The 21,540-nt window shown below is 74.4% G+C and carries 21 protein-coding genes; 20 read left to right on the plus strand and 1 reads right to left on the minus strand.

The genetic code is table 11. The annotated features are described in order from the left end of the window. Positions 1–109: 109 nt before the first annotated feature. The gene (locus H6X67_RS10800) at positions 110–1,693 is read right to left on the minus strand and encodes a serine/threonine-protein kinase (RefSeq protein WP_249367600.1); all 1,584 of its coding nucleotides are present in this window, start codon (positions 1,691–1,693) and stop codon (positions 110–112) included. Positions 1,694–1,864: 171 nt separating this feature from the next. Between H6X67_RS10800 and hisH the strand changes: the two genes are divergently transcribed. The 20 genes from hisH (at position 1,865) to H6X67_RS10900 (ending at position 21,481) form a co-directional block, all read left to right on the plus strand. Then, positions 1,865–2,536 (plus strand): imidazole glycerol phosphate synthase subunit HisH, encoded by a 672-nt coding sequence (gene hisH, locus H6X67_RS10805; protein WP_249367599.1) that lies wholly within the window; start codon positions 1,865–1,867, stop codon positions 2,534–2,536. Positions 2,537–2,571: 35 nt separating this feature from the next. Next, the gene (gene priA, locus H6X67_RS10810) at positions 2,572–3,315 is read left to right on the plus strand and encodes a bifunctional 1-(5-phosphoribosyl)-5-((5-phosphoribosylamino)methylideneamino)imidazole-4-carboxamide isomerase/phosphoribosylanthranilate isomerase PriA (RefSeq protein WP_249367598.1); all 744 of its coding nucleotides are present in this window, start codon (positions 2,572–2,574) and stop codon (positions 3,313–3,315) included. An 89-nt stretch (positions 3,316–3,404) separates the two neighbouring features. Then, on the plus strand, positions 3,405–4,142 hold the full coding sequence (locus H6X67_RS10815; protein WP_249367632.1) for an SseB family protein: 738 nt from the start codon (positions 3,405–3,407) through the stop codon (positions 4,140–4,142). 361 nt (positions 4,143–4,503) lie between these two features. After that, positions 4,504–5,094 (plus strand): translation initiation factor IF-3, encoded by a 591-nt coding sequence (gene infC / locus H6X67_RS10820; protein ID WP_249367597.1) that lies wholly within the window; start codon positions 4,504–4,506, stop codon positions 5,092–5,094. A gap of 90 nt (positions 5,095–5,184) precedes the next feature. Continuing rightward, positions 5,185–5,379, plus strand: coding sequence for a 50S ribosomal protein L35 (gene rpmI / locus H6X67_RS10825; protein WP_249367596.1), 195 nt, complete (start codon positions 5,185–5,187; stop codon positions 5,377–5,379). 30 nt (positions 5,380–5,409) lie between these two features. Next, the gene (gene rplT / locus H6X67_RS10830) at positions 5,410–5,790 is read left to right on the plus strand and encodes a 50S ribosomal protein L20 (protein ID WP_249367595.1); all 381 of its coding nucleotides are present in this window, start codon (positions 5,410–5,412) and stop codon (positions 5,788–5,790) included. A 230-nt stretch (positions 5,791–6,020) separates the two neighbouring features. Further along, complete coding sequence (locus H6X67_RS10835; protein ID WP_249375269.1) at positions 6,021–6,863, plus strand: TrmH family RNA methyltransferase; 843 nt, start codon at positions 6,021–6,023, stop codon at positions 6,861–6,863. A gap of 186 nt (positions 6,864–7,049) precedes the next feature. Then, positions 7,050–7,814 (plus strand): amino acid ABC transporter ATP-binding protein, encoded by a 765-nt coding sequence (locus H6X67_RS10840; protein ID WP_249367594.1) that lies wholly within the window; start codon positions 7,050–7,052, stop codon positions 7,812–7,814. A 157-nt stretch (positions 7,815–7,971) separates the two neighbouring features. Continuing rightward, positions 7,972–8,946: a glutamate ABC transporter substrate-binding protein gene (locus H6X67_RS10845; protein WP_249369510.1), complete on the plus strand. Its 975-nt coding sequence runs from the start codon at positions 7,972–7,974 to the stop codon at positions 8,944–8,946. Between the two features lie 114 nt (positions 8,947–9,060). After that, the gene (locus H6X67_RS10850) at positions 9,061–9,717 is read left to right on the plus strand and encodes an amino acid ABC transporter permease (RefSeq protein ID WP_249369512.1); all 657 of its coding nucleotides are present in this window, start codon (positions 9,061–9,063) and stop codon (positions 9,715–9,717) included. After that, positions 9,714–10,571: an amino acid ABC transporter permease gene (locus tag H6X67_RS10855; RefSeq protein ID WP_249369514.1), complete on the plus strand. Its 858-nt coding sequence runs from the start codon at positions 9,714–9,716 to the stop codon at positions 10,569–10,571. The genes H6X67_RS10850 and H6X67_RS10855 overlap by 4 nt, the downstream gene beginning before the upstream one ends. A 104-nt stretch (positions 10,572–10,675) precedes the next feature. After that, on the plus strand, positions 10,676–11,755 hold the full coding sequence (locus H6X67_RS10860) for an inositol-3-phosphate synthase (protein WP_249369516.1): 1,080 nt from the start codon (positions 10,676–10,678) through the stop codon (positions 11,753–11,755). A 137-nt stretch (positions 11,756–11,892) separates the two neighbouring features. Beyond that, positions 11,893–12,978 (plus strand): phenylalanine--tRNA ligase subunit alpha, encoded by a 1,086-nt coding sequence (pheS, locus tag H6X67_RS10865; protein ID WP_249369518.1) that lies wholly within the window; start codon positions 11,893–11,895, stop codon positions 12,976–12,978. A gap of 1 nt (position 12,979) precedes the next feature. Continuing rightward, the gene (pheT, locus tag H6X67_RS10870; RefSeq protein ID WP_249369520.1) at positions 12,980–15,631 is read left to right on the plus strand and encodes a phenylalanine--tRNA ligase subunit beta; all 2,652 of its coding nucleotides are present in this window, start codon (positions 12,980–12,982) and stop codon (positions 15,629–15,631) included. Between the two features lie 115 nt (positions 15,632–15,746). After that, entirely contained in the window at positions 15,747–16,244 is a 498-nt protein-coding gene (locus H6X67_RS10875; protein ID WP_249369522.1) for a flavodoxin domain-containing protein, read from the plus strand. A gap of 149 nt (positions 16,245–16,393) precedes the next feature. Further along, positions 16,394–17,503, plus strand: a complete 1,110-nt coding sequence (gene argC / locus H6X67_RS10880) for an N-acetyl-gamma-glutamyl-phosphate reductase (RefSeq protein ID WP_249375469.1) — start codon at positions 16,394–16,396, stop codon at positions 17,501–17,503. Then, positions 17,500–18,684 (plus strand): bifunctional glutamate N-acetyltransferase/amino-acid acetyltransferase ArgJ, encoded by a 1,185-nt coding sequence (gene argJ / locus H6X67_RS10885; RefSeq protein WP_249369816.1) that lies wholly within the window; start codon positions 17,500–17,502, stop codon positions 18,682–18,684. The genes argC and argJ overlap by 4 nt, the downstream gene beginning before the upstream one ends. Before the next feature lie 57 nt (positions 18,685–18,741). Then, positions 18,742–19,665 (plus strand): acetylglutamate kinase, encoded by a 924-nt coding sequence (gene argB, locus H6X67_RS10890; protein ID WP_249369818.1) that lies wholly within the window; start codon positions 18,742–18,744, stop codon positions 19,663–19,665. Further along, a complete protein-coding gene (locus H6X67_RS10895; RefSeq protein WP_249369820.1) occupies positions 19,662–20,930 on the plus strand; it encodes an acetylornithine transaminase in 1,269 nt (422 codons plus the stop codon). Before argB ends, H6X67_RS10895 begins: the two co-directional genes overlap by 4 nt. Further along, positions 20,927–21,481 (plus strand): arginine repressor, encoded by a 555-nt coding sequence (locus tag H6X67_RS10900; RefSeq protein WP_249375471.1) that lies wholly within the window; start codon positions 20,927–20,929, stop codon positions 21,479–21,481. The genes H6X67_RS10895 and H6X67_RS10900 overlap by 4 nt, the downstream gene beginning before the upstream one ends. The last annotated feature ends 59 nt before the right edge of the window (positions 21,482–21,540 follow it).

Genomic DNA, 21,540 nt, shown 5'->3' on the forward strand with positions numbered 1-21,540 from the left:
GGCGCGCAGTGAGCCGTGCCCGCCGGCCCGGCCCCTGCGGTCCCGGCCGCACCGGAGCGGACCGGCCGGCCGGGCGCCGGGAGCGTCGGCGGTGCCGTCGGCGCGGCGCTCACCGCCCGGAGTAGGACTGGTAGCGCTGGCCGCCCTGCCTGGCCGAGACGACGCAGGAGAAGCCGCGCGCACCGTTGACCGTCCACTGGACCTCGTTGGGGCCCAGGACCGAGACCTCCGGGTCCGGCTCGCCGTAGGCGGTGGCCGCCGCCAGGGTGCAGGTGGCCTGGACCCGGGGGTCGGCCGCCAGGTCCTCGTCGCTCGTACCGGTCGTCTCCTCGTCCAGGGTGCCCACGGCGAAGACCTCCCAGTAGTGGGCGGCGTGGCAGCTGGTCTCCTGGGCGCTGGCCTGGCCGGCCACGGACACGATCCCGCCCAGGCAGACCCCCACGGGGTGGGGCGGCGTGCTCGTGGAACCGGGTGCGCTCGCCTGCGCCGGGCCGGGCGACGCGGGAGCGGCACCGGCCGTGGGGCCGCCGACGGCGCTGCCCGCCGCGGTGGCGGACGCGTCCACCCACAGCAGCCGACCCAGCCCCAGCCCCAGCAGCACGCCGACGACCAGCGCGGCACCCGCGGCGGCCGTCAGCGCACGCCGGCGGCGGGATGGAGGAGCCCCCACGCCCGTCCCGGCCCCCGGTGATCCCGTGCCGGGAGCCACGGCCTGGCCGGCCGCGCCCAGCGGCCTGGCGGGCGGGCCGTCAGAGCCCGGTGGGGGAGTGGGCGCCGCCTGCGCCAGGCGCAGGGCCACGCCGGGGCCGGTGACGGTCACCCGGCCCCCGCCCGGCTGCTCCCCCAGCTGCTCGCTGAGCGCCGTCAGAGCGTCGCACAGGGCCACGCCGTCGGGGTACCGCGATCCCGGGTCGGTGTGCATCGCGGTGCCGAGCACCTGACGCACCGCGGCGGGCACCAGCGGGCTGCTGAGGTCGACCGGGCGGTCGAGGACCTGCACGATCTGCGCGAAGGACCGGGCCGAGCCGTCCTCGGCACGACGCGGGCCCCTGCCGGTGAGCAGGCAGAACAGCACCGCCCCCATGGACCACACGTCGCCCTCGGGCCGGGGGGGGGCGGCCAGCGCGAAGGCCTCGGGACAGGCGAAGTCCGGGGTGAGGGACTCCAGGGTGACGGAGGGGTCCTGGCCCTCGCGCTCGACCGACGCGATCCCGAAGTCCGTCAGGCGCGGGGAGCCGTAAGAGTCCAGCAGGATGTTGCCCGGCTTGACGTCCCGGTGCAGGACCCCGGCCCGGTGCGCCGCACCCAGTGCCGAGGACGCGGCGGCCACCAGGGCGACGGCGTCGGCGGCGGGAAGCGGGCCGCGCCGGACCAGGTCAGCCAGGCTCCCGCCGTCGCACCGTTCCATGACGATGTAGGGGCGCGAGTCGGCCAGGACCCCGGTGTCGATGAGGGAGACGACGTGCGGGTGGCCGGTGATGCGCCCGGCCGCCCGGACCTCACGCAGGTAGCGGCGCCGGTTGCGCTCGTCGTGCAGCTCGCGCGAGTCCACCTTGACGGCGACCGGCCGCTCCAGGGACTGCTGGGTCCCGCCGTAGACGGTGGCGAAGCCGCCGCGACCGATGACGCGGTCCAGGCGCACGCCCGGGACGGTCAGTCCGACGGCGGCCGGCGGCTCAGGGGGAGTGCTCACAGGGGGCATCCTGGCCGCAGTCCCGCGGGCGGCGCCAGTCCGGCGGCAGCCGCCCACGGCAGCCCTTGGCACCCCACCCGTGCCCCGCCCGGCTGCCCAGGGTGGTGCCCGGTGGCGCGCGGCGCGCGAGACGCCCGCGGTGCCGCGCCCCGGCGCCGCTAGGGTGGCCCCATGAGCCAGCCCACCGTCGTCGTCCTGTCCTACGGCAGCGGGAACGTCCGCTCCGCCGTGCGCGCCCTCGAGCGCGTCGGAGCCCAGGTCGAGCTCACCCACGACGACGCCGCCGTCGAGGCCGCCGACGGGCTGCTCGTCCCGGGCGTGGGCGCCTTCGCCTCCGTCATGGACCAGCTGCGCGCCGTCGACGCCCCCCGGCTCATCGACCGCCGCCTCGCCGGAGGCCGCCCCGTGATGGGCATCTGCGTCGGCATGCAGGTGATGTTCGAGGCCTCCAGCGAGTTCGCCGCGGAGGGCGCCGACGGCGGCGCCCCGGCCGGCGCCCTCACCCCCGGCCTCGGCCAGTGGCCCGGGACCGTCTCGCGGCTCGAGGCCGACGTCGTGCCCCACATGGGCTGGTCCGAGGTCCGCGCCCCCGAGGGCACCGTCCTGTTCGACGGGATCGACGGCGAGCGCTTCTACTTCGTCCACTCCTACGCCGCCAAGACCAGCCCCGCGGAGCTGCTCGACGAGGGCCCCACCCGCCTGCCCCTGGCCGCCTGGGCCACGCACGGCGAGGACTTCCTCGCCGCCGTCGAGAACGGGGCGCTGAGCGCCACCCAGTTCCACCCGGAGAAGTCCGGCGACGTCGGCGCCGAGCTCCTGCGCAACTGGCTCACCACCCTCTGACCCCCTCAGCCGCACGCCCCACCGAGAGGACCCCCATGCTCACCCTGCTCCCCGCCGTCGACGTCGCCGACGGCAAGGCCGTCCGCCTCCTGAGGGGCGAGGCCGGCTCCGAGACCGACTACGGCAGCCCCGTCGACGCCGCCCGCGACTGGGTCGAGGCCGGCGCCGAGTGGATCCACCTCGTCGACCTCGACGCCGCCTTCGGGCGCGGCTCCAACGCCGAGCTGCTGGCCCGCATCGTCGGCGAGGTCGGCATCAAGGTCGAGCTCTCCGGCGGCATCCGCGACGACGCCTCCCTCGCCCGCGCCCTGGGCGCCGGCGCGGCCCGCGTGAACCTCGGCACGGCGGCCCTCGAGGACCCCGAGTGGACCGAGAGGGTCATCGCCGAGCACGGGGACAAGGTCGCCGTCGGCCTGGACGTGCGCGGCACGACGCTGGCCGCCCGCGGCTGGACCCGCGACGGCGGGGACCTGTGGGAGACCCTGGCGCGGCTCGACGCCGCCGGCTGCTCGCGCTACGTCGTCACCGACGTCACCAAGGACGGCACCCTCCAGGGCCCCAACACCACCCTGCTGCGCGAGGTCGCCGCCCGCACGAGCGCCCCCGTCGTCGCCTCCGGCGGCATCGCCCGCCTCGAGGACATCGCGGCCCTGGCCGCCCTCGTCGGCGAGGGCATCGACTCGGCCATCATCGGCAAGGCCCTGTACAACGGCAGCTTCACGCTGCCGCAGGCGCTCCGGGTGGCGCGCGGCACGAGCGTGGAGGAGGCGCGCGCGTGAGCGGGCACGAGGACGTCACCCGCCCGGTGCGGCCGGGCGGCGCCGGGCCCGACCCCCAGGTGGCGGCGGCGCTGGCCGCGCGGGCCAAGATGGAGCGCCTGCTGGCCGCCCCCACCCCCTTCAGCGACGACGACGGCTCCGCCGACCCCGCCGTCACCGCGGCCCTGGAGGCCACCGGGCTGCCCCGCCACGAGCACCTCGACGCCCTGTGGGCGGCGCTGGCCGCCAGCCGCGTCATCGTGCCCGTCGCCGCCCACGCCCTGACCGGTGCCCCCCGCGACGGCCGCCGTCCGGCCTCCGCCGGGGCGCCCGGGCACGAGGGCCACACCAAGGACGCCGCCCAGGACGCCGCCACCCTCGCCGTCGACCTCCCCGACGGGCACATCGCCCTGCCCGTCTTCACCAGCGCCGCGGCCATGCGGGCCTGGAGGGACGACGTGCGCCCCGTGCCCGTCGAGCCCGCGCGCGCCGCCCAGGTGGCCGCCCTCGAGACGGACCAGCTGTGGGTCCTCGACCCCGGCACCCGCGACCTGCGCCTGCCGCGCCCGGCCGTCGTCGCCCTGGCCGGCGGAGAGGCCTGGATCCCCTCCTGGCGCAACGAGCCCGTCCAGGCCGAGGTCGCCGCCCAGCTCGGCGCCGTCGAGGGGGTCACGGGCGTGGCCTTCGCGCCGGGGGAGGGGGCCGAGCTGCGCGTCCTCCTGCGCGTGGACTCCTCCGGCGGCATGGCGGGCGTCGCGGCCGCCCTGGAGGCGTGCCAGATGGTGATGGTCAACCCCGCCTGGGGCGAGCTCATCGACACCGTCGAGCTGTGCCCCCTGCCCGCCTGAGCCCTCACGCACCCGGCTCGGGCGTGGGCAGGCTCACGCGGGCGCCGACGGCGGTGGCCTGGGAAGCGCCTGGACGGCCTGGTAACGTGGGCTCCCGACCGGCCGGGGCTCGCCCCCGGAGCGCAAGCGGAGCAATCCCACCTGGGTCCTCTCACGGGGACCGGGTCGTGCGAGGAGCGATCCTCGCGGTCGCGCCCACGCCACCGGCGCAGGCGCGACCGTACTCCCCAGGAGTACATGAAGGGCCTCCGTGCGCGTCAAGCGGCGGAGGCCTTCGTCGTCGCCGTGGTCACTCGTCTCCCAGAAGTGAGGAACTCCCATCAGCGAGCCCCGTATCAACGAACGGATCCGCGTCCCCGAGGTGCGCCTCGTCGGTCCCAGCGGTGAGCAGGTCGGTGTCGTCCGCGTCGAGGACGCCCTGCGTCTTGCCGAGGAGGCCGACCTCGACCTCGTCGAGGTCGCCCCCGACGCACGCCCCCCGGTGTGCAAGCTCATGGACTACGGCAAGTTCAAGTACGAGTCGGCCATGAAGGCGCGTGACGCCCGCCGCAACCAGGCGAACACGCAGCTCAAGGAGATCCAGTTCCGCCCCAAGATCGACGACCACGACTACGCCACCAAGATGGGGCACGTCGAGCGCTTCCTCAAGGGCGGGGACAAGGTCAAGTGCATCGTCCGCTTCCGCGGCCGCGAGCAGTCCCGCCCCGAGCTGGGCATCCGCCTGCTCCAGAAGGTCGCCGAGCAGGTCGGCGAGCTCGCCACCATCGAGTCCCACCCCCGCCAGGACGGCCGCCAGATGGTCATGGTCCTCGCCCCGACCCGCAAGAAGGCCGAGCTCAAGTCGGACCAGCGCCGCCGCCGCGAGGAGGCCCGCGCCACCCGCCGTGCCGAGAAGCACGCGGGCAAGGGCGAGGCGGGCGGCTCGTCGGCCGCGGCCCCCGAGCAGGTCTGACACCCACAGTCCACCACCCACCCCACCGGCACCCCGCGTGGGGTCCACAGCCCAGGCGCGAGCCTGACGGCCGACAAGAGGAATCCAAGAATGCCGAAGAACAAGACGCACTCCGGTGCCAAGAAGCGCTTCCGGGTCACCGGCAGCGGCAAGCTCATGCGTGAGCAGGCCAACAAGCGCCACCTGCTCGAGGTCAAGTCCTCGCGCCGCAAGCGCAAGCTGTCCAAGGACCAGGTCGTGGACCCCACGAACCTGCGCGAGGTCAAGAGGCTGCTCGGTCTCTGACCGGCCCCGTCACGTATAAGGAGTCATCACATGGCACGTGTGAAGCGGGCAGTCAACGCCCAGAAGAAGCGTCGTTCCGTCCTCGAGCAGGCCTCCGGCTACCGCGGCCAGCGCTCGCGCCTCTACCGCAAGGCCAAGGAGCAGGTCACCCACTCCGGCGTCTACGCCTTCCGCGACCGCCGCGCGAGGAAGGGCGACTTCCGTCGCCTGTGGATCCAGCGCATCAACGCCGCGGCCCGCGCCGAGGGCCTGACCTACAACCGGTTCATCCAGGGCCTGGGCCTGGCCGGCGTCGAGGTGGACCGCCGCATGCTCGCCGAGCTCGCCGTCAACGAGCCCGCCGCCTTCACCGCCCTCGTCGAGGTCGCCAAGAAGGCCCTGCCGGCCGACGTCAACGCCCCCAAGGCCTGACGAGCCCCGGCCGGCCACCAGGCCACCGACGCACCGTCACGGCGCCGCCACCCCTCGGGTGGCGGCGCCGTCGTCATCCCCGGACACCAGGCACCCCAGCGCCCGGCCGGTGCCCACGGCGGGCCCGCCTGCCGACCGGCGGCCCCGCTCGTGCGCGGGGCCGCCGGTCCCGTACCCTCGCTGCCATGAGCAAGCGCGCCGACGGCAGCACCTGGAGACCCGGCACCGCGATGCCCCGCCCCGAGGGGCCCTGTGCCCCGCGGCCCGACGTCATCGACAACCCCGGCTCCCAGCGGGTCACCCGCGTCGCCGCCCTCGCCCGCCGGGGCATGCGCACCCGCCACGGCCGCTTCCTCGTCGAGGGCCCCCAGGGCGTGCGCGAGGCCGTCACCCACGTGCCCGGGCACGTGCGCGACCTCTACGTCACCGAGGCGGCCGCCCAGCGCCACGCGGACGTCCTCGCCGAGGCCCGTGACGCGAGCCTGTACACCCACCGCGTCACCGACCAGGTGATGGCCGCCATGAGCACCGACGCCCAGGGGCTCCTCGCCGTCGTCTCCACCGAGGTGCTGACCCCCGCCGCCCGCCTGGACGAGGTGCTGGCCGGGGCCCGACTCGTCGCCGTCCTCACCGAGGCCCAGGACCCCGGCAACGCCGGCACCATCATCCGGGCCGCCGACGCCGCCGGGGCCGACGCCGTCGTCCTCGCCCGGGGCAGCGTCGAGGCCACCAACCCCAAGGTCGTGCGCGCCACCGCCGGCAGCCTCTTCCACCTGCCCGTCATCAGCGGCCTGGACCTCACCGAGGTCGTCGAGGCCCTGCACGAGGCCGGGCTGACGGTCCTGGCGGCCGACGCGCGCGGGGACAACGACCTGTTCGGGGCCGACGCCCTGCTGGCCCGGCCGGGCGCCTGGCTGCTGGGCAACGAGGCCCGCGGGCTGGGGCCCGAGGCCCTGTCCCAGGCGGACGCCGTCGTCGCCATCCCCGTCTTCGGGGCCGCCGAGTCCCTCAACGTCTCCGCCGCCGCAGCCGTGTGCCTCTACGCCTCAGCGCGTGCCCAGCATGCGGGCTGAGCCGTCACCGGGTTGACGCGGCGGCCCGCGCGGCTGCTAGCGTCAGGGCGTCAGGACCGGCCGTGTGCGGAGCACCACCGCACCGAGACCTCAGGGGGAGGGAACTCGTGCGCTCACGAATGTGTTGCTGTTGCTGTCACTGACAGTCCCAGCCCCACTCGCCCACGACCTCAGGAAGAGGCGACCGTGACCGCACCCTCGACCGCCCCGGCCGGGCGCCCGCTCGTCCGCCTGCGCCACGTGACCAAGCGCTTCGGCGGCTTCACGGCCCTGGACGACGTCAGCCTGGACGTCAACGCCGGTGAGGTCGTCGTCGTCATCGGCGCCTCCGGCTCGGGCAAGTCCACCCTGTGCCGCACGATCAACCGGCTCGAGACCATCGAGTCGGGCACCATCGAGATCGACGGCGAGCGCCTGCCCGAGGAGGGCAGGGACCTCGCGCGCCTGCGCGCCGAGGTCGGGATGGTCTTCCAGTCCTTCAACCTCTTCCCGCACCGCACGGTCCTGGACAACATCACGCTCGCCCCCGTGCGCGTGCGCCGCGTGCCCCGGGCGCAGGCCGAGGCCCGCGCCCGCGAGCTCCTCGAGCGCGTGGGCCTGTCCGACCAGGCCTCCAAGCGCCCCACCCAGCTCTCCGGCGGGCAGCAGCAGCGTGTGGCCATCGCCCGCGCCCTGGCCATGGACCCCAAGGTCATGCTCTTCGACGAGCCCACGAGCGCGCTGGACCCGGAGATGATCACCGAGGTCCTCGACGTCATCAAGGACCTCGCCGCCAGCGGCATGACGATGCTCGTCGTCACCCACGAGATGGGCTTCGCCCGCTCGGTCGCGGACCGCGTCGTCTTCATGGACGAGGGGCAGGTGGTCGAGGACGCCGCGCCCGAGCAGTTCTTCACCGCCCCCGCCACCGAGCGCGCACGCGACTTCCTGTCGAAGGTCCTCAGCCACTGACCCCGCCGGGCGCCCACGGCCCGCCACCACCCCGCCCGACCCACCCCACCCAGACCCCGGCCGGCGGCCCCATGCCGCCGGACCTGCCGGAACCGGGACGCCACCGGCGCCCCGCCCCGAGACGGGCCCCGCCCCGTCGCCACGAAAGGAGTCCCCCATGGCGATCCTCAACCGCCGCACCCTGCTCACCGCCTCCGGCGCCCTGTCCCTGGCCGCCGCCCTGGCGGCCTGCGCCGACACCGGCGCGGACGGCCAGGCCGTCTCCGGGGCCACCGCCGAGGCCGCCGCCGCCGGCACCGACTACGACACGGCCATCAGCTCGGGCCCGGTCGCCTCGCAGGACGTCGTCGCCGCCTCCGCCTGGGCCAGCGCGGTGAGAGAGGCCGGGGTCCTGCGCGTCGGAGGGGTCAAGACCTCCCAGATCTTCTCCCTCGAGGACCCGGCCACCGGCAGGGTCACCGGCTTCGACGCCGCCCTGTCCCAGGCCCTGGCCCGCTACATCCTCGGCGGTGACGACCCCTCCGCGCTCACCGAGCTCACCGTCGTCACCTCCGACACCCGTGAGACTCTCCTGGAGAACGGCTCCGTGGACGCCGTCCTCGCGACCTACACCATCACCCCGGCGCGGGCGGAGAAGATCTCCTTCGCCGGCCCGTACTACTCCTCCGGCCAGGCGGTGCTCGTGCGCGCCGAGAACACCCAGATCACGGGGGTGGACACGCTCGCGGGCCACACCGTCGCCGTGCAGTCCAACTCCTCCTCCGGCCCCGCCCTGGACGAGGCCGCCCCCGAGGCCCAGCAGGTCCAGCTCGAGGCGCACACGGACTGCGTGGCCGCCCTGGAGGCCGGGCAGGTCGAGGCCTACGTCGTCGACCACTCGCTGCTGCTGAGCACCGTGCTGGGCAACGACGGCCTCAAGATCGTGGGCGAGCCCTTCACGGAGGACCCCTACGGCATCGGCCTGCCCAAGGGCTCCGACGCCCAGGCCTTCGTCAACACCTTCCTGCGGACCATCGAGTCCGACGGCACGTGGGAGGCGATCTGGCGGGCCACCATCGGCACCGTGCTGGGCCAGGACAAGGCGCCCACGCCCCCGGCGATCGGCTCCGTGCCCGGCTCCGAGACGGTCTGAGCCGGCCCGTCGTCGGCCCCGACCCGGTGGGGCCGACGACGGGCCGCCCGGCGGGCGCCACCGCTGCCCGCCGGACACCGTCCCCTCCACCCACCGACGACCAGGAGCCGCCCCGTGAACGTCATCACCGACAACCTCGGCACGCTCGCCGAGGGGCTGGGACTCACGCTCGTCCTCGCCCTGACCGCCTACGCCGGGGCGCTGCTGCTGGGCACCCTCGTCGCCGTGTGCCGGGTGAGCCCGGTGCCGCCCCTGCGCGCGCTCGGGACCGTGTGGGTCAACGTGGCCTGCAACATCCCGGTGCTGTGCCTCATGATCCTCTTCGCCTTCGGGCTGCCCCGCGCGGGGGTGCCCTTCTCCATCTTCGGCGCGGCGGTGGCGGCCCTGGTCTTCTCCGCCTCCGGCTTCGTGTGCGAGACGGTGCGCTCGGGCATCAGCTCCGTGCCCCGGGGCCAGATCGAGGCCGCTCGCGCGCTGGGGCTGCCCTTCGGCCTCATCATCACCCAGGTGGTGCTGCCCCAGGCCCTGGCCCGCACGGTCCAGCCGCTGGTCAACATCCTCATCTCCTGCCTCATCGGCTCCTCCCTCGCCGCGGCCATCGGGGTGCCCGAGCTGACCAACGTCACCCAGCAGCTCAACCTGCGCTACGCCGAGGCGGTGGTCACCTTCCTCACCTCGGGCCTGACCTACCTCCTCATCGCCTTCGGCGCCACCAAGCTCGGTGGCCTGCTCGAGAGACGGCTGGCAGCGGTCAAGGGGGTGCGCGCATGAGCGCCACCGTCCGTGCCCCACGGCCCGCACCGCGCCCGGCGGCCACGGAGGCCGCGCTCCTGTTCGACGCGCCCGGCCCCCGGGGACGGCGCCGGACCGCCCTGGCCTCCGTCCTCGTGACGGTCGCCCTGCTGGGGCTGGTGGTCGCCGGGACCTGGCAGCTGTGGCGCGCCGGCCAGCTGGAGTACCCGAGCTGGCGCTACTTCCTGGGACGGTCCATCGTCACCTACCTGGCCCGGGCGCTGGGCGACACCCTGCTCGTCACGGCTGTCGGCGCCCTGCTGTCCTTCCCACTCGGCGTCGGGCTCGGGTGGCTGCGCCTGTCGCGCCACCGGCTGGTGCGGGTGTGCGTCGGCACGTGGATCGACGCCATGCGCGCGGTGCCGATGCTGCTGCTCATCTACTTCTTCCTGCTGGCCGTGCCCCGCTGGGGCCTCACGCTGCCGTCCTTTTGGATGCTCACCGTCCCCATCGTCATGTGCGTGTCCGCGACGACGGCGGAGGTCTTCCGCTCGGGCGTGCTCGCCCTGGACCGCGGCCAGCGCGAGGCGGCCCAGGCGCTGGGCATGGGGGAGGGGCTGACGATGCGTCTCGTGCTGGCCCCGCAGGCGCTGCGCCTCATGCTGCCCACGCTCATCACCCAGCTCGTGACGATCCTCAAGAACACGTCGCTGGGCTACGTGGTGGCCTACGGCGAGCTCATGTACAGCGCGCGCCTGCTGTCGAACTCCGCCCAGGCCCTGCACCGCCTGGACGTCTACCTGCCGGCCTACCTCATCGTCGCACTGCTCTTCGTCGCCATCAACTGGCTGCTGGGCGCGCTGGCGCGCCGGGTGGAGGAGCGCACGCGCTGAGCGGGACGTCGTCGGTGGACGTCACACGCCTGTGATACGACAGGTGACTAAAGTCGCGTATGTCAGGTCCACGACCGGCCCTCGCGGGCCGATAAGGAGAATAAATGAGTCAGGTTCGTGTCGCTATCGTCGGAGTAGGCAACTGCGCCTCGTCGCTCGTCCAGGGCGTCACCCACTACGCCAGCGCCAAGCCGGAGGAGACCGTCGGCGGCCTCATGCACGTCCAGCTCGGCGACTACCACGTCTCGGACATCGAGTTCGTCGCCGCCTTCGACGTCGACGCCGCCAAGGTCGGGCTCGACCTCGCCGAGGCCATCAACGCCTCGCAGAACAACACCATCGCCATCGCCGACGTCGCCCCCACCGGCGTGAGCGTCCAGCGCGGCGTCACCCTCGACGGCTTCGGCAAGTACTACCGCGAGACCGTTGAGGAGTCCGCCGAGCCCCCGGTCGACGTCGTCCAGGCCCTCAAGGACGCCCGGGCGGACGTCGTCGTCTCCTACCTGCCCGCGGGCTCGGAGGAGGCCGACCGCTACTACGCCCAGTGCGCCATCGACGCCGGCTGCGCCTTCGTCAACTGCCTGCCGGTCTTCATCGCCTCCGACCCGGTGTGGGCCCAGAAGTTCACCGACGCCGGCCTGCCGATCATCGGCGACGACATCAAGTCCCAGATCGGCGCCACCATCACCCACCGGGTCCTGGCACGCCTCTTCGAGGAGCGCGGCATCACCATCGACCGCACCTACCAGCTCAACGTCGGCGGCAACATGGACTTCAAGAACATGCTCGAGCGCGAGCGGCTGATGTCCAAGAAGATCTCCAAGACCCAGGCGGTCACCTCCAACGTCTCCACGGAGTTCGACGAGAAGGACATCCACGTCGGCCCCTCCGACTACGTCGGCTGGCTCGACGACCGCAAGTTCGCCTTCGTGCGCCTGGAGGGGCGCAACTTCGGCGGCGCCCCCGTCAGCCTGGAGTACAAGCTCGAGGTCTGGGACTCCCCGAACTCCGCCGGCGTCGTCATCGACGCCGTCCGGGCCGCCAAGATTGGCCTGGACCGCGGCATCGGCGGCCCGCTGCTGTCCCCCTCCTCCTTCTTCATGAAGTCCCCGCCCGAGCAGCGCCCCGACGAGCGGGCCATGGACTCCACCGAGGCCTTCATCCGCGGCGAGCTCGAGCGCTGAGGCGCCCGGCGCCCCCGGGCCGTGGCACCCCGCCGCGGCCCGGGGGAGGACGCCGAGACGATTTCGGGCCCCACCGCGGCCGGGACTACCCTGGGCGGGCAGACGACTACCTGTCACACACCCAGGGAAGGTGAGAGATGACTGACGCACCGGGCGCGCTGTCGCCGTTGGACGAGGTGGGCATCCGTGCCCTCGTCGACCAGGCCCTGGCCGCCGTCGCTGACGCCGGCGACCTCCCCGCCCTCAAGGAGGTGCGGATCGTCTACACCGGCGACGCTTCCGTCCTGGCCCTGACCAACAGGGGCATCGGTGCCCTCGACCCGGCGGACAAGCCCACGGCGGGACGCCTGCTGGGCAGCGCCCGCGCCCGCCTCAACGCGGCGCTGGCAGCGCGCCAGGAGGTCCTGGAGGCCGAGGCCGAGGCGACGATGCTCGCCACCGAGGCCGTTGACGTCACCGTCCCCACGGACCGTGGCTCCGTCGGCTCGCGCCACCCGCTCGACGTCCTCATCGACGAGGTCTCCGACTTCTTCGTCTCCATGGGCTGGTCCATCGCCGAGGGCCCGGAGACCGAGCACGAGTGGTTCGACTTCGACGCCCTCAACTTCGACGCCGACCACCCGGCCCGCCAGATGCAGGACACCTTCTACGTCGACGGTGCCAGCGTCGGTGCCGACGACGGCGCCAGCGCCAACCTCGTGCTGCGCACCCACACCTCCCCGGTCCAGGCGCACGTCATGCTCGCCCAGGACCCGCCCCTGTACGTGGCCTGCCCCGGCAAGGTCTTCCGCTCCGACGAGCTCGACGCCACCCACACGCCCGTCTTCCACCAGGTCGAGGGCCTGGCCGTGGACAAGGGCCTGACGATGGCCCACCTCAAGGGCACCCTCGACCACTTCGCCCGCGCCATGTTCGGCCCCGAGGCCCGCACGCGCCTGCGCCCCTCCTTCTTCCCCTTCACCGAGCCCAGCGCCGAGATGGACCTGTGGTTCCCACAGAAGAAGGGGGGCCCCGGCTGGATCGAGTGGGGCGGCTGCGGCATGGTCAACCCCAACGTGCTCATCGCCTGCGGCATCGACCCCGAGGTCTACACCGGCTTCGCCTTCGGCATGGGCCTGGAGCGCACCCTCATGCTGCGCCACGGCATCGCCGACATGCACGACATCGTCGAGGGCGACATCCGCTTCTCCCAGCAGTTCGGTACCACCGGAAAGGGGAACTGACATGCCCTACGTCCCGATCGAGTGGCTGCGCGAGCACGTCGACGTCCCCACCGGCACCACCGCGGAGCAGCTCGCCCTCGACCTCGTGCGCGTGGGCCTGGAGGAGGAGAGGATCGTCCCCCCCGCCGTCACCGGCCCGCTCGTCGTCGGCAAGGTCCTCAGCCGGCAGGCCAAGGAGCAGTCCAACGGCAAGGTCATCAACTACTGCCGGGTAGACGTCGGCGAGCACAACGACGCCCCCGGCACCGGTAAGGAGCCCAGTGACCTGCCCAGCCGCGGCATCGTCTGCGGCGCCCACAACTTCGACGTCGGGGACACGGTGGTCGTCTCCCTGCCCGGGGCGGTCCTGCCCGGAGGCTTCGCCATCGCGGCCCGCAAGACCTACGGGCACGTCTCCGACGGCATGATCTGCTCGGCCCGCGAGCTGGGCGTCGGCGAGGACCACTCCGGCATCATCGTCCTGGACCGGTGGCTGGCCGAGCACGGGCACGACGGCGAGGAGCTGCCCGCGCCGGGCAGCAACGCCCTGCCGCTGCTGGGCCTGGGCGACGAGGTCCTGGAGATCAACATCACCCCGGACCGCGGCTACTGCTTCTCCATGCGGGGCGTGGCCCGCGAGTACGCCCACTCCACCGGCGCCCGCTTCCGCGACCCCGCCGACGCCGCCGACGAGGCCCTCTTCCCCCGCGGCGTGGCCGAGGCCCGCGAGGACGGCTTCCCCGTCGTCGTCGCCGAGGACCCCCGCCCGGTCCACGGCCGCGCCGGCTGCGACCGCTACGTGGCCCGCGTCGTGCGCGGCATCGACCCCGCGGCCGAGTCCCCGCAGTGGATGCGCGAGCGCCTCACCGCGGCCGGCATGCGCCCCATCAGCCTGGCCGTCGACGTCACGAACTACGTCATGCTCGACCTGGGCCAGCCGCTGCACGCCTTCGACCTGGACCGCCTGAGCGCGCCGGTCGTCGTGCGCCGCGCCCGGCCGGGGGAGACCCTGACCTTCCTCGACGAGGTCACCCGCACGCTCGACGCCGAGGACCTCGTCATCTGCGACTCCCCGGACGGCGAGGGCTCACGCCCCCTCGTGCTCGCCGGCGTCTTCGGCGGCGCCGAGACCGAGGTCAGCGCCACCACCACCGACGTGCTCATCGAGGCCGCCCACTTCGACGCCGTCTCCGTCGCCCGCTCCGCCCGCCGCCACCGCCTGCCCACCGAGTCCTCCAAGCGCAACGAGCGCGGGGTGGACACGGCCCTGGCCCCGGTGGCCGCCCAGCGCGCGGTGGACCTGCTGGTCGAGTACGGCGGGGGCACCGCGGACGAGGCCGCCACCGACATCAACCGCACCGAGGTGCCGCAGCCCATGGTGGTGCGCGCCGACGCCGCCGAGCGCCTGACCGGCGTCGCCTACGGCACCGAGCGCGTCACCGGGCTCCTGCGCACCATCGGCTGCACCGTCGTCGACGCGGGCCAGGACGAGCAGGGTCACGACCTGTTGCGGGTCACGGCCCCGACCTGGCGCCCGGACCTCGTGGGGGCCGCCCACCTGGCCGAGGAGGTCGCCCGCCTCGACGGCTACGACCGCATCCCGGTCATCGTCCCGACGACGCCGGCCGGCACGGGCCTGACCCTGCGCCAGCGCGCGCGCCGGGACGTCGTGCGCGCCCTGACCGGTGCGGGCCTGACCCAGGTGCTCTCCTACCCCTTCGTCGGTGACGTGCACGAGCGCCTGGAGATCCCGGCCGAGGACCCGCGCCGCCGCGCCCTGCGCCTGGCCAACCCGCTCCAGGAGGACGCGCCGCTCATGCGCACCTCCGTCATCGACTCGCTCGTGGACACCGCCCGCCGCAACGTCTCGCGGGGCCTGGAGGACGTGGCCCTGTACGAGGTCGGCACGGTGACGCTGCCCGAGGGCACGGTCCCCGCACCGGTCCTGGGCACCGACCGGCGCCCCACCGAGGAGGAGGTCCGGGTCCTCGAGGCGGGGATCCCCTACCAGCCGACGCACATCGGTGTCGTCCTCGCGGGCGAGCGCGAGCGCGCCGGTGTGCTGGGCGCGGGACGGGCCTGGGACTGGGCCGACGCCGTCCAGGTCGTGCGCACGGTGGCCGCGGCCCTCGGTGCCGCGGTCGAGGTGCGCGCCCCCGAGCAGCCCTACGCGCCCTGGCACCCGGGACGCACCGCTGAGGTGCGTCTCGCGCCGGTGCGCCGGGGCAAGGAGCTCGTCGCCGGTGCCGTCGTCGCCCACGCCGGCGAGCTGCACCCGCGTGCGGCGCGCGAGCTGGGCCTGCCGGCGCGCGCCTGCGCCGCCGAGATCGACCTCGAGCCCCTGCTGGCCGCCGTCGAGGAGGCGGGGGTGCTCCAGGTCAGCCCGGTGCTCACCTTCCCGCCCGCCAAGGAGGACGTCGCCCTCGTCGTCGACGAGGCGGTCCCGGCCTCCCAGGTGGAGGCGGTGGTGCGCCAGGCCGCGGGCGACCTCGTGGAGGAGGTGCGCCTGTTCGACGTCTTCCGGGGCGAGCAGATCGGCGAGGGCCGCAAGTCCCTGGCCTTCTCCCTGCGCCTGCGCGCGGAGCGCACGCTGACCGCCGAGGAGACCGCCGGGGTGCGCAAGCGGATCGTCAAGCAGGCCTCCAAGCGCCTGGGCGCCGAGCTGCGCGGCTGACCTTCTCGGGACGCGGCCGCCGCCCGTTGGCGCGGCGGCGGTTGTGGGGGGCCTCACCTCTGAGGCCCCCCACAACGCGTGTGCGGTCGGCCCCGGTGCCGTGATACTTGGGGGCATGAAGATCCTCCTGACCTCCTCGTCCCGTCACGGCTCGACCGACGAGATCGCCAACGTCATCGCTGAGCACCTGCGCGCCGGCGGCCTGGAGGTTGACGTGAGGCGGCCGGAGGTCGTCGACGACGTCGAGGGCTACGACGCCTTCGTCCTGGGCAGTGCCATCTACATGACGCACTGGACCCAGGAGGCCACGGACTTCACCCAGCGCTTCCTCACGCAGCTGTCGGCCAAGCCCGTGTGGGCCTTCTCCGTGGGGCTGTCGGGCCTGCCGCAGGGCAAGATCTCGGACCCGCACCGCATCGGCCCGGTCCTGCTGTCACTCGACGTCGAGAACCACGTGACCTTCGCGGGCCGCTTCGACCCGACGCGCCTCAACCTGCGTGAGCGCACGATCGCCCGCCTGGGGGGCGCCGCCGAGGGCGACTACGTGGACGTGGAGGCCGTGCGCGCCTGGGCGGAGGCGATCCGCGCCGAGCTGGCCCCCACGGGCGCCTGATCCCGCGGCCCCGGCACGGGGTGTGCTGCGTCTGAGGGCGGCTCCGGTCCTCGGGCCGCGGGGCGTGCGCGTCCCGCTGTGACGAAGCCGACGCGGGTCGGAGCGGGACGACATCCGTATGTCTATGCAGTTGGACGTATGATTACTGCATGACGTGGACAGTGGCGGTCGCCGGTGCGACCGGTTACGCAGGAGGAGAGGTCCTCCGCCTTCTCAGCGCCCACCCCGAGACCGAGATCGGCGCCCTGACCGCCAGCGCCTCAGCCGGCACCCTCCTCGGCCAGCACCACCCCCACCTGCTCCCCCTCGCCCAGCGCCCCGTCGAGCCCACCGACGTCGAGCGCCTGGCCTCCCACGACGTCGTCGTCCTCGCCCTGCCCCACGGCGCCTCCGGCGAGCTCACCGCCGCTCTCGAGGCACGTGCCGCCTCCACCGGCCGCACCCCCCTGCTCATCGACTGCGGCGCCGACCACCGCCTCACCAGCCCCGAGGCCTGGCGGGCCTTCTACGGCGGGGAGCACGCCGGGCCCTGGACCTACGGCATGCCCGAGCTCCTCCACGCCGGCGAGACCACCGCCCGCGCCCAGCGCGCCGCGCTCACCTCGACCCGGCGCGTCGCCGTCCCCGGCTGCAACGTCACCGCCGTCACCCTCGCCGCACAGCCCGGCGCCGCGGCCGACCTCATCGACACCAGCCAGCTCACCGCCGTCCTCGCCGTCGGCTACTCCGGGGCCGGCAAGACGCTCAAGCCGCACCTGGCCGCCTCCGCCGCCCTCGGCTCCGCCCAGCCCTACGCCGTCGGCGGCACCCACCGCCACATCCCCGAGATCATCCAGAACCTCGAGGTCGCGGGCGTCGAGCCGGGCGCCACCCGGCTGTCCCTCACCCCGGTCCTCGTGCCCATGAGCCGCGGCATCCTCGCCACCGTCACCGCCCCCGTCTCCGACTGCGTGCTCCACAGCGAGCACCCCGACGAGGTCCTGCGCTCCGCCTGGCAGGAGGCCTACGGCGCACCCGGCGAGGCGGAGCCCCTCGTCCACCTCCTGCCCGAGGGCACCTGGCCCGTGACCGGCACGGTCGCCGGCTCCGGCCTGGCCACCGTCCAGGTCGCCTACGACCGCGCCGCCGGCGTCGCCGTCATGGTGTGCGCCATCGACAACCTCGGCAAGGGCACCGCCAGCGCCGCCGTCCAGTCACTCAACCTCGCCCTCGGCCTGCCCGAGACCACGGGCGTCGTCACGCAAGGAGTCGCACCGTGAGCGTCACCGCAGCACAGGGATTCCGCGCCGCCGGCGTGTGCGCGAGCCTCAAGGCCTCCGGCCGGCCCGACCTCGCCCTCGTCGTCAACGACGGCCCCCTCGACGTCGCCGCCGGCGTCTTCACCACCAACCGCGTCGTCGCCGCACCCGTGACCTACTCGCGCGCCGCCGTCGCCGACGGCAGTGCCCGCGCCGTCATCCTCAACTCCGGCTGCGCCAACGCCTGCACCGGCGCCCAGGGCAGCGCCGACACCGCCGCCACCGCGGCGCGCACCGCCGAGCTCCTCGGCCTGCCCACCCCCACGGACGTCCTCGTGTGCTCCACCGGCGTCATCGGCCACAACCTCGACATGCCCGCCCTCCTGGCGGGCGCCGCCGCCGCCGCGCGAGACCTGGCCCCCACGCCCCGGGCCGGCCACGACGCCGCCGAAGCCATCATGACCACGGACACGGTCTCCAAGGAGGAAGCCCTCACCCTCACCACGGCCGACGGCGCCACCTGGCGCATCGGCGGGATGATCAAGGGCGTCGGGATGCTCGCGCCGGGACTGGCCACCATGCTGTGCGTCCTCACCACGGACGCCGTCGTCGACGCGGCCGGCGCCCAGGACGCCCTCGCACGCGCCACCGCCCGCACCGTCAACCGCATCAGCTCCGACGGGTGCATGTCCACCAACGACACCGTCCTCCTGCTCGCCTCCGGCGCCTCGGGCGCCGCACCCGGACAGGACGAGCTCGAGACCGCCGTCACCGAGGTCCTGGGCCGGCTCGGGCGCCGCCTCGTCGCCGACGCCGAGGGCGCCACCCACGACATCGCCATCACCGTGAGCGGGGCCGTGAGCGAGGCCGCCGCCGAGGCCGCCGCCCGCACTGTCGCCTCCTCCAACCTCCTCAAGTGCGCCGTCGCGGGCGAGGACCCCAACTGGGGGCGGGTGCTGTCCCAGCTCGGCACCGTCCCCGCCGAGGTCTGCCCCTTCGACCCGGACGAGGTGGACGTCGCCATCAACGGCGTGACGGTCTTCCGCCACGGCGGCCTCGGCCAGGACCCGGCAGACGTGGACATGACACCGCGCGAGACCCGCATCGACATCACCCTCTCCGAGGGCGGGGCCGCGGCCACCGTGTGGACCAACGACCTCACCCACGGCTACGTCACCATCAACGCCGACTACCACACCTGACCGGCTCACACCGCCGGGCCCCTCGGCCCCCACCGCACACCACTCACGAGAAGCGCCATGAGCACCACCATCACCCCCAACCAGAAGGCGGCCGTCCTGCTGGAGGCCATGCCCTGGCTGCGCGCCTACAAGGGCGCCACCATCGTCATCAAGTACGGCGGCAACGCCATGGTCGACGACGAGCTCAAGCGCGCCTTCGCCGCCGACGTCCTCTTCCTGCACCAGGTGGGCCTGCGCCCCGTCGTCGTCCACGGCGGCGGCCCCCAGATCAATGACATGCTCCACCGGCTGGGCATCGAGTCCGAGTTCCGCGGCGGCCTGCGCGTGACCACCCCCGAGGTCATGGACGTCGTGCGCATGGTGCTCACCGGCTCCGTCCAGCGCGAGCTCGTCTCCCTGCTCAACGCCACCGGCTCCGCCGCCGTCGGCATCTCCGGGGAGGACGGCGGCCTGCTGCGCGCCCGCCAGCGCCTGGCCACCGTGGACGGCGAGAGCGTCGACGTCGGGCTCGTCGGGGACGTCGTCGAGGTCAACCCCCGGGCCGTCAACGACCTGCTCGACCAGGGCCGCATCCCCGTCATCTCCTCCGTCGCCCCCGTCCTGTCCGACACGACGACCGTCCTCAACGTCAACGCGGACACGGCCGCCGCCGCCGTCGCCATCGCCCTGCGGGCGCAGAAGCTCATCATGCTCACCGACGTCGAGGGCCTCTACTCCAGCTGGCCGGACCGCTCCTCCCTCGTCTCGCGCATCGGCACCGACGCCCTCGAGGCCCTGCTGCCCGAGCTCGGGTCCGGCATGATCCCCAAGATGGAGGCCTGCCTGCGGGCCGTGCGCGGGGGAGTGGGGCAGGCCCACGTCGTCGACGGCCGCCAGCCGCACTCCATGCTGCTGGAGATCGTCACCGACGACGGCGTCGGCACCGTCGTCTACCCCGAGCACTCCACGAGCGCCCGCCACCCGGAGGGGGACCTCCTGTGAGCACCGCAGCCCAGGGCCCGGCCCCCACCACCGGGACGGGCACGCCCGGCGCCTCGAGCGCCTGGACCCAGCGCTACACCGCCGCCGTGATGAACACCTTCGGCACGCCCCAGCGGGTCCTCGTGCGCGGCGAGGGCGCCCACGTCTGGGACGCCGAGGGCCGCCAGTACACGGACCTGCTGGCCGGCATCGCCGTCAACTGCCTCGGCCACGCCCACCCCGCCGTCGTCGAGGCCGTCACCCGGCAGCTGTCCACCCTCGGCCACGTCTCCAACCTCTTCACCACCCCGCCCCAGGTCGAGCTCGCCGAGGCCCTCATCGCGCTCGTCCACCCCGGCGCGAGCGCCGCTGGGAGCAGGGTCTTCCTCGCCAGCTCCGGCACCGAGGCCAACGAGGCGGCCCTCAAGATCGCCCGCCGCCACGGCGGCACCGGCAGGCCCCGCGTCCTCGCCCTCGAGAGCGCCTTCCACGGGCGCACCATGGGGGCGCTCGCGCTCACCCACAAGGCCGCCTACCGCGAGCCCTTCGAGCCGCTGCCCGGCGGGGTCGAGTTCGTGCCCGCCGACGCCGACGCCCTGCGTGCCGCCATGGGCGACGACGTCGCCGCGCTCATCGTCGAGCCCATCCAGGGCGAGGCGGGGGTCCGGCCGCTGCCCGAGGGCCTGCTCGCCGCCGCCCGCGAGATGACCCGCGAGGCCGGCGCCCTGCTCATCGTCGACGAGGTGCAGACCGGCATGGGGCGCAGCGGCGCCTGGATGGCCCACCACCTGCTCGCCCCCGGCACCACCCCCGACGTCGTCACCCTCGCCAAGGGCCTGGGCGGGGGCCTGCCCATCGGCGCCGTCGTCGCCACCGGGCCGGCCGCGCACCTGCTCGGACCCGGCCAGCACGGCACGACCTTCGGCGGCAACCCCGTGTGCGCCGCGGCCGCGCTCGCCGTCATCCGCACCCTGCGCGACGAGCAGCTGCCCGAGCGAGCCGCCGCCCTGGGCCGACGCTGGTCCGAGCGGATCGCGGCCCTGCCCGGGGTCAGCGGCGTGCGCGGAGCCGGCCTGCTGCTCGGCGTCGTCCTCGAGGAGGCCGTGGGTCCCGCCGCCGAGGTCCAGGCCGAGCTCATGGACCGCGGCTTCATCGTCAACGCGCCGTGCCCCGACACCCTGCGCCTGGCCCCGCCGCTCATCCTGAGCGACGCCGACGCCGAGGCCTTCACCCGGGTGCTGGGCGAGGTCCTCGCCTCGCGCACGAGCCGGCAGGAGCGGGCATGAGCGACTCCACCTCCTCCGCCCCCCAGACGAAGGCCGCGCGCCACGCGCTCATCGTCCAGATCCTCGGCAAGGAGCGCATCCGCTCCCAGGCCGAGCTGCGCGCCGCGCTCGTCGAGCGCGGGGTGAGCACCACCCAGGCGACGCTCTCGCGCGACCTCGTCGAGCTGCGCGCCACCAAGGTCCGGGCCGCGGGCGGCACCCAGGTCTACGCCATCCCCGAGGCCGGCGCGCCCGGCCAGGTGCACGGCGCCGTGCTCAGCAGCGGCGACGACGCGGCCGCCCACACCTCCGCCCGGCTCGCCCGCTGGTGCGCGGACCTGCTGGTGACCGCCGAGTGGGCCGGCCCCCAGCTCGTCCTGCGCACCCCCGCCGGCGGCGCCCAGCTGCTCGCCAGCGCGGTCGACGACGCGATGATCCCGGGCGTGCTCGGCTGCATCGCCGGCGACGACACCGTCCTGGTCATCACCCGCTCCCAGCAGACCGCCGCCGACCTGGCCGCGCACCTGCTGAGCCTGGCGGACCCCGCCCAGCGCCACACGGACCGCTCCTGACCCGCCCCCGCCCACCCCTCCCAGCAACCGACCACAGCCGGGCCCCCGCCCGTCCCCAC

The organism is Actinomyces sp. AC-20-1 (assembly GCF_023369555.1).
Classification (GTDB): Bacteria; Actinomycetota; Actinomycetes; order Actinomycetales; family Actinomycetaceae; genus Actinomyces.

Coding starts and splice junctions, on each gene's coding strand:
- hisH (WP_249367599.1), top strand. CDS start 1,865: ATGAGCCAGCCCACCGTCGTCGTCCTGTCCTACGGCAGCGGGAACGTC.
- priA (WP_249367598.1), top strand. CDS start 2,572: ATGCTCACCCTGCTCCCCGCCGTCGACGTCGCCGACGGCAAGGCCGTC.
- H6X67_RS10815 (WP_249367632.1), top strand. CDS start 3,405: ATGGAGCGCCTGCTGGCCGCCCCCACCCCCTTCAGCGACGACGACGGC.
- rpmI (WP_249367596.1), top strand. CDS start 5,185: ATGCCGAAGAACAAGACGCACTCCGGTGCCAAGAAGCGCTTCCGGGTC.
- rplT (WP_249367595.1), top strand. CDS start 5,410: ATGGCACGTGTGAAGCGGGCAGTCAACGCCCAGAAGAAGCGTCGTTCC.
- H6X67_RS10835 (WP_249375269.1), top strand. CDS start 6,021: ATGCCCCGCCCCGAGGGGCCCTGTGCCCCGCGGCCCGACGTCATCGAC.
- H6X67_RS10845 (WP_249369510.1), top strand. CDS start 7,972: ATGGCGATCCTCAACCGCCGCACCCTGCTCACCGCCTCCGGCGCCCTG.
- H6X67_RS10855 (WP_249369514.1), top strand. CDS start 9,714: ATGAGCGCCACCGTCCGTGCCCCACGGCCCGCACCGCGCCCGGCGGCC.
- H6X67_RS10860 (WP_249369516.1), top strand. CDS start 10,676: ATGAGTCAGGTTCGTGTCGCTATCGTCGGAGTAGGCAACTGCGCCTCG.
- pheS (WP_249369518.1), top strand. CDS start 11,893: ATGACTGACGCACCGGGCGCGCTGTCGCCGTTGGACGAGGTGGGCATC.
- pheT (WP_249369520.1), top strand. CDS start 12,980: ATGCCCTACGTCCCGATCGAGTGGCTGCGCGAGCACGTCGACGTCCCC.
- H6X67_RS10875 (WP_249369522.1), top strand. CDS start 15,747: ATGAAGATCCTCCTGACCTCCTCGTCCCGTCACGGCTCGACCGACGAG.
- argC (WP_249375469.1), top strand. CDS start 16,394: ATGACGTGGACAGTGGCGGTCGCCGGTGCGACCGGTTACGCAGGAGGA.
- argB (WP_249369818.1), top strand. CDS start 18,742: ATGAGCACCACCATCACCCCCAACCAGAAGGCGGCCGTCCTGCTGGAG.
- H6X67_RS10900 (WP_249375471.1), top strand. CDS start 20,927: ATGAGCGACTCCACCTCCTCCGCCCCCCAGACGAAGGCCGCGCGCCAC.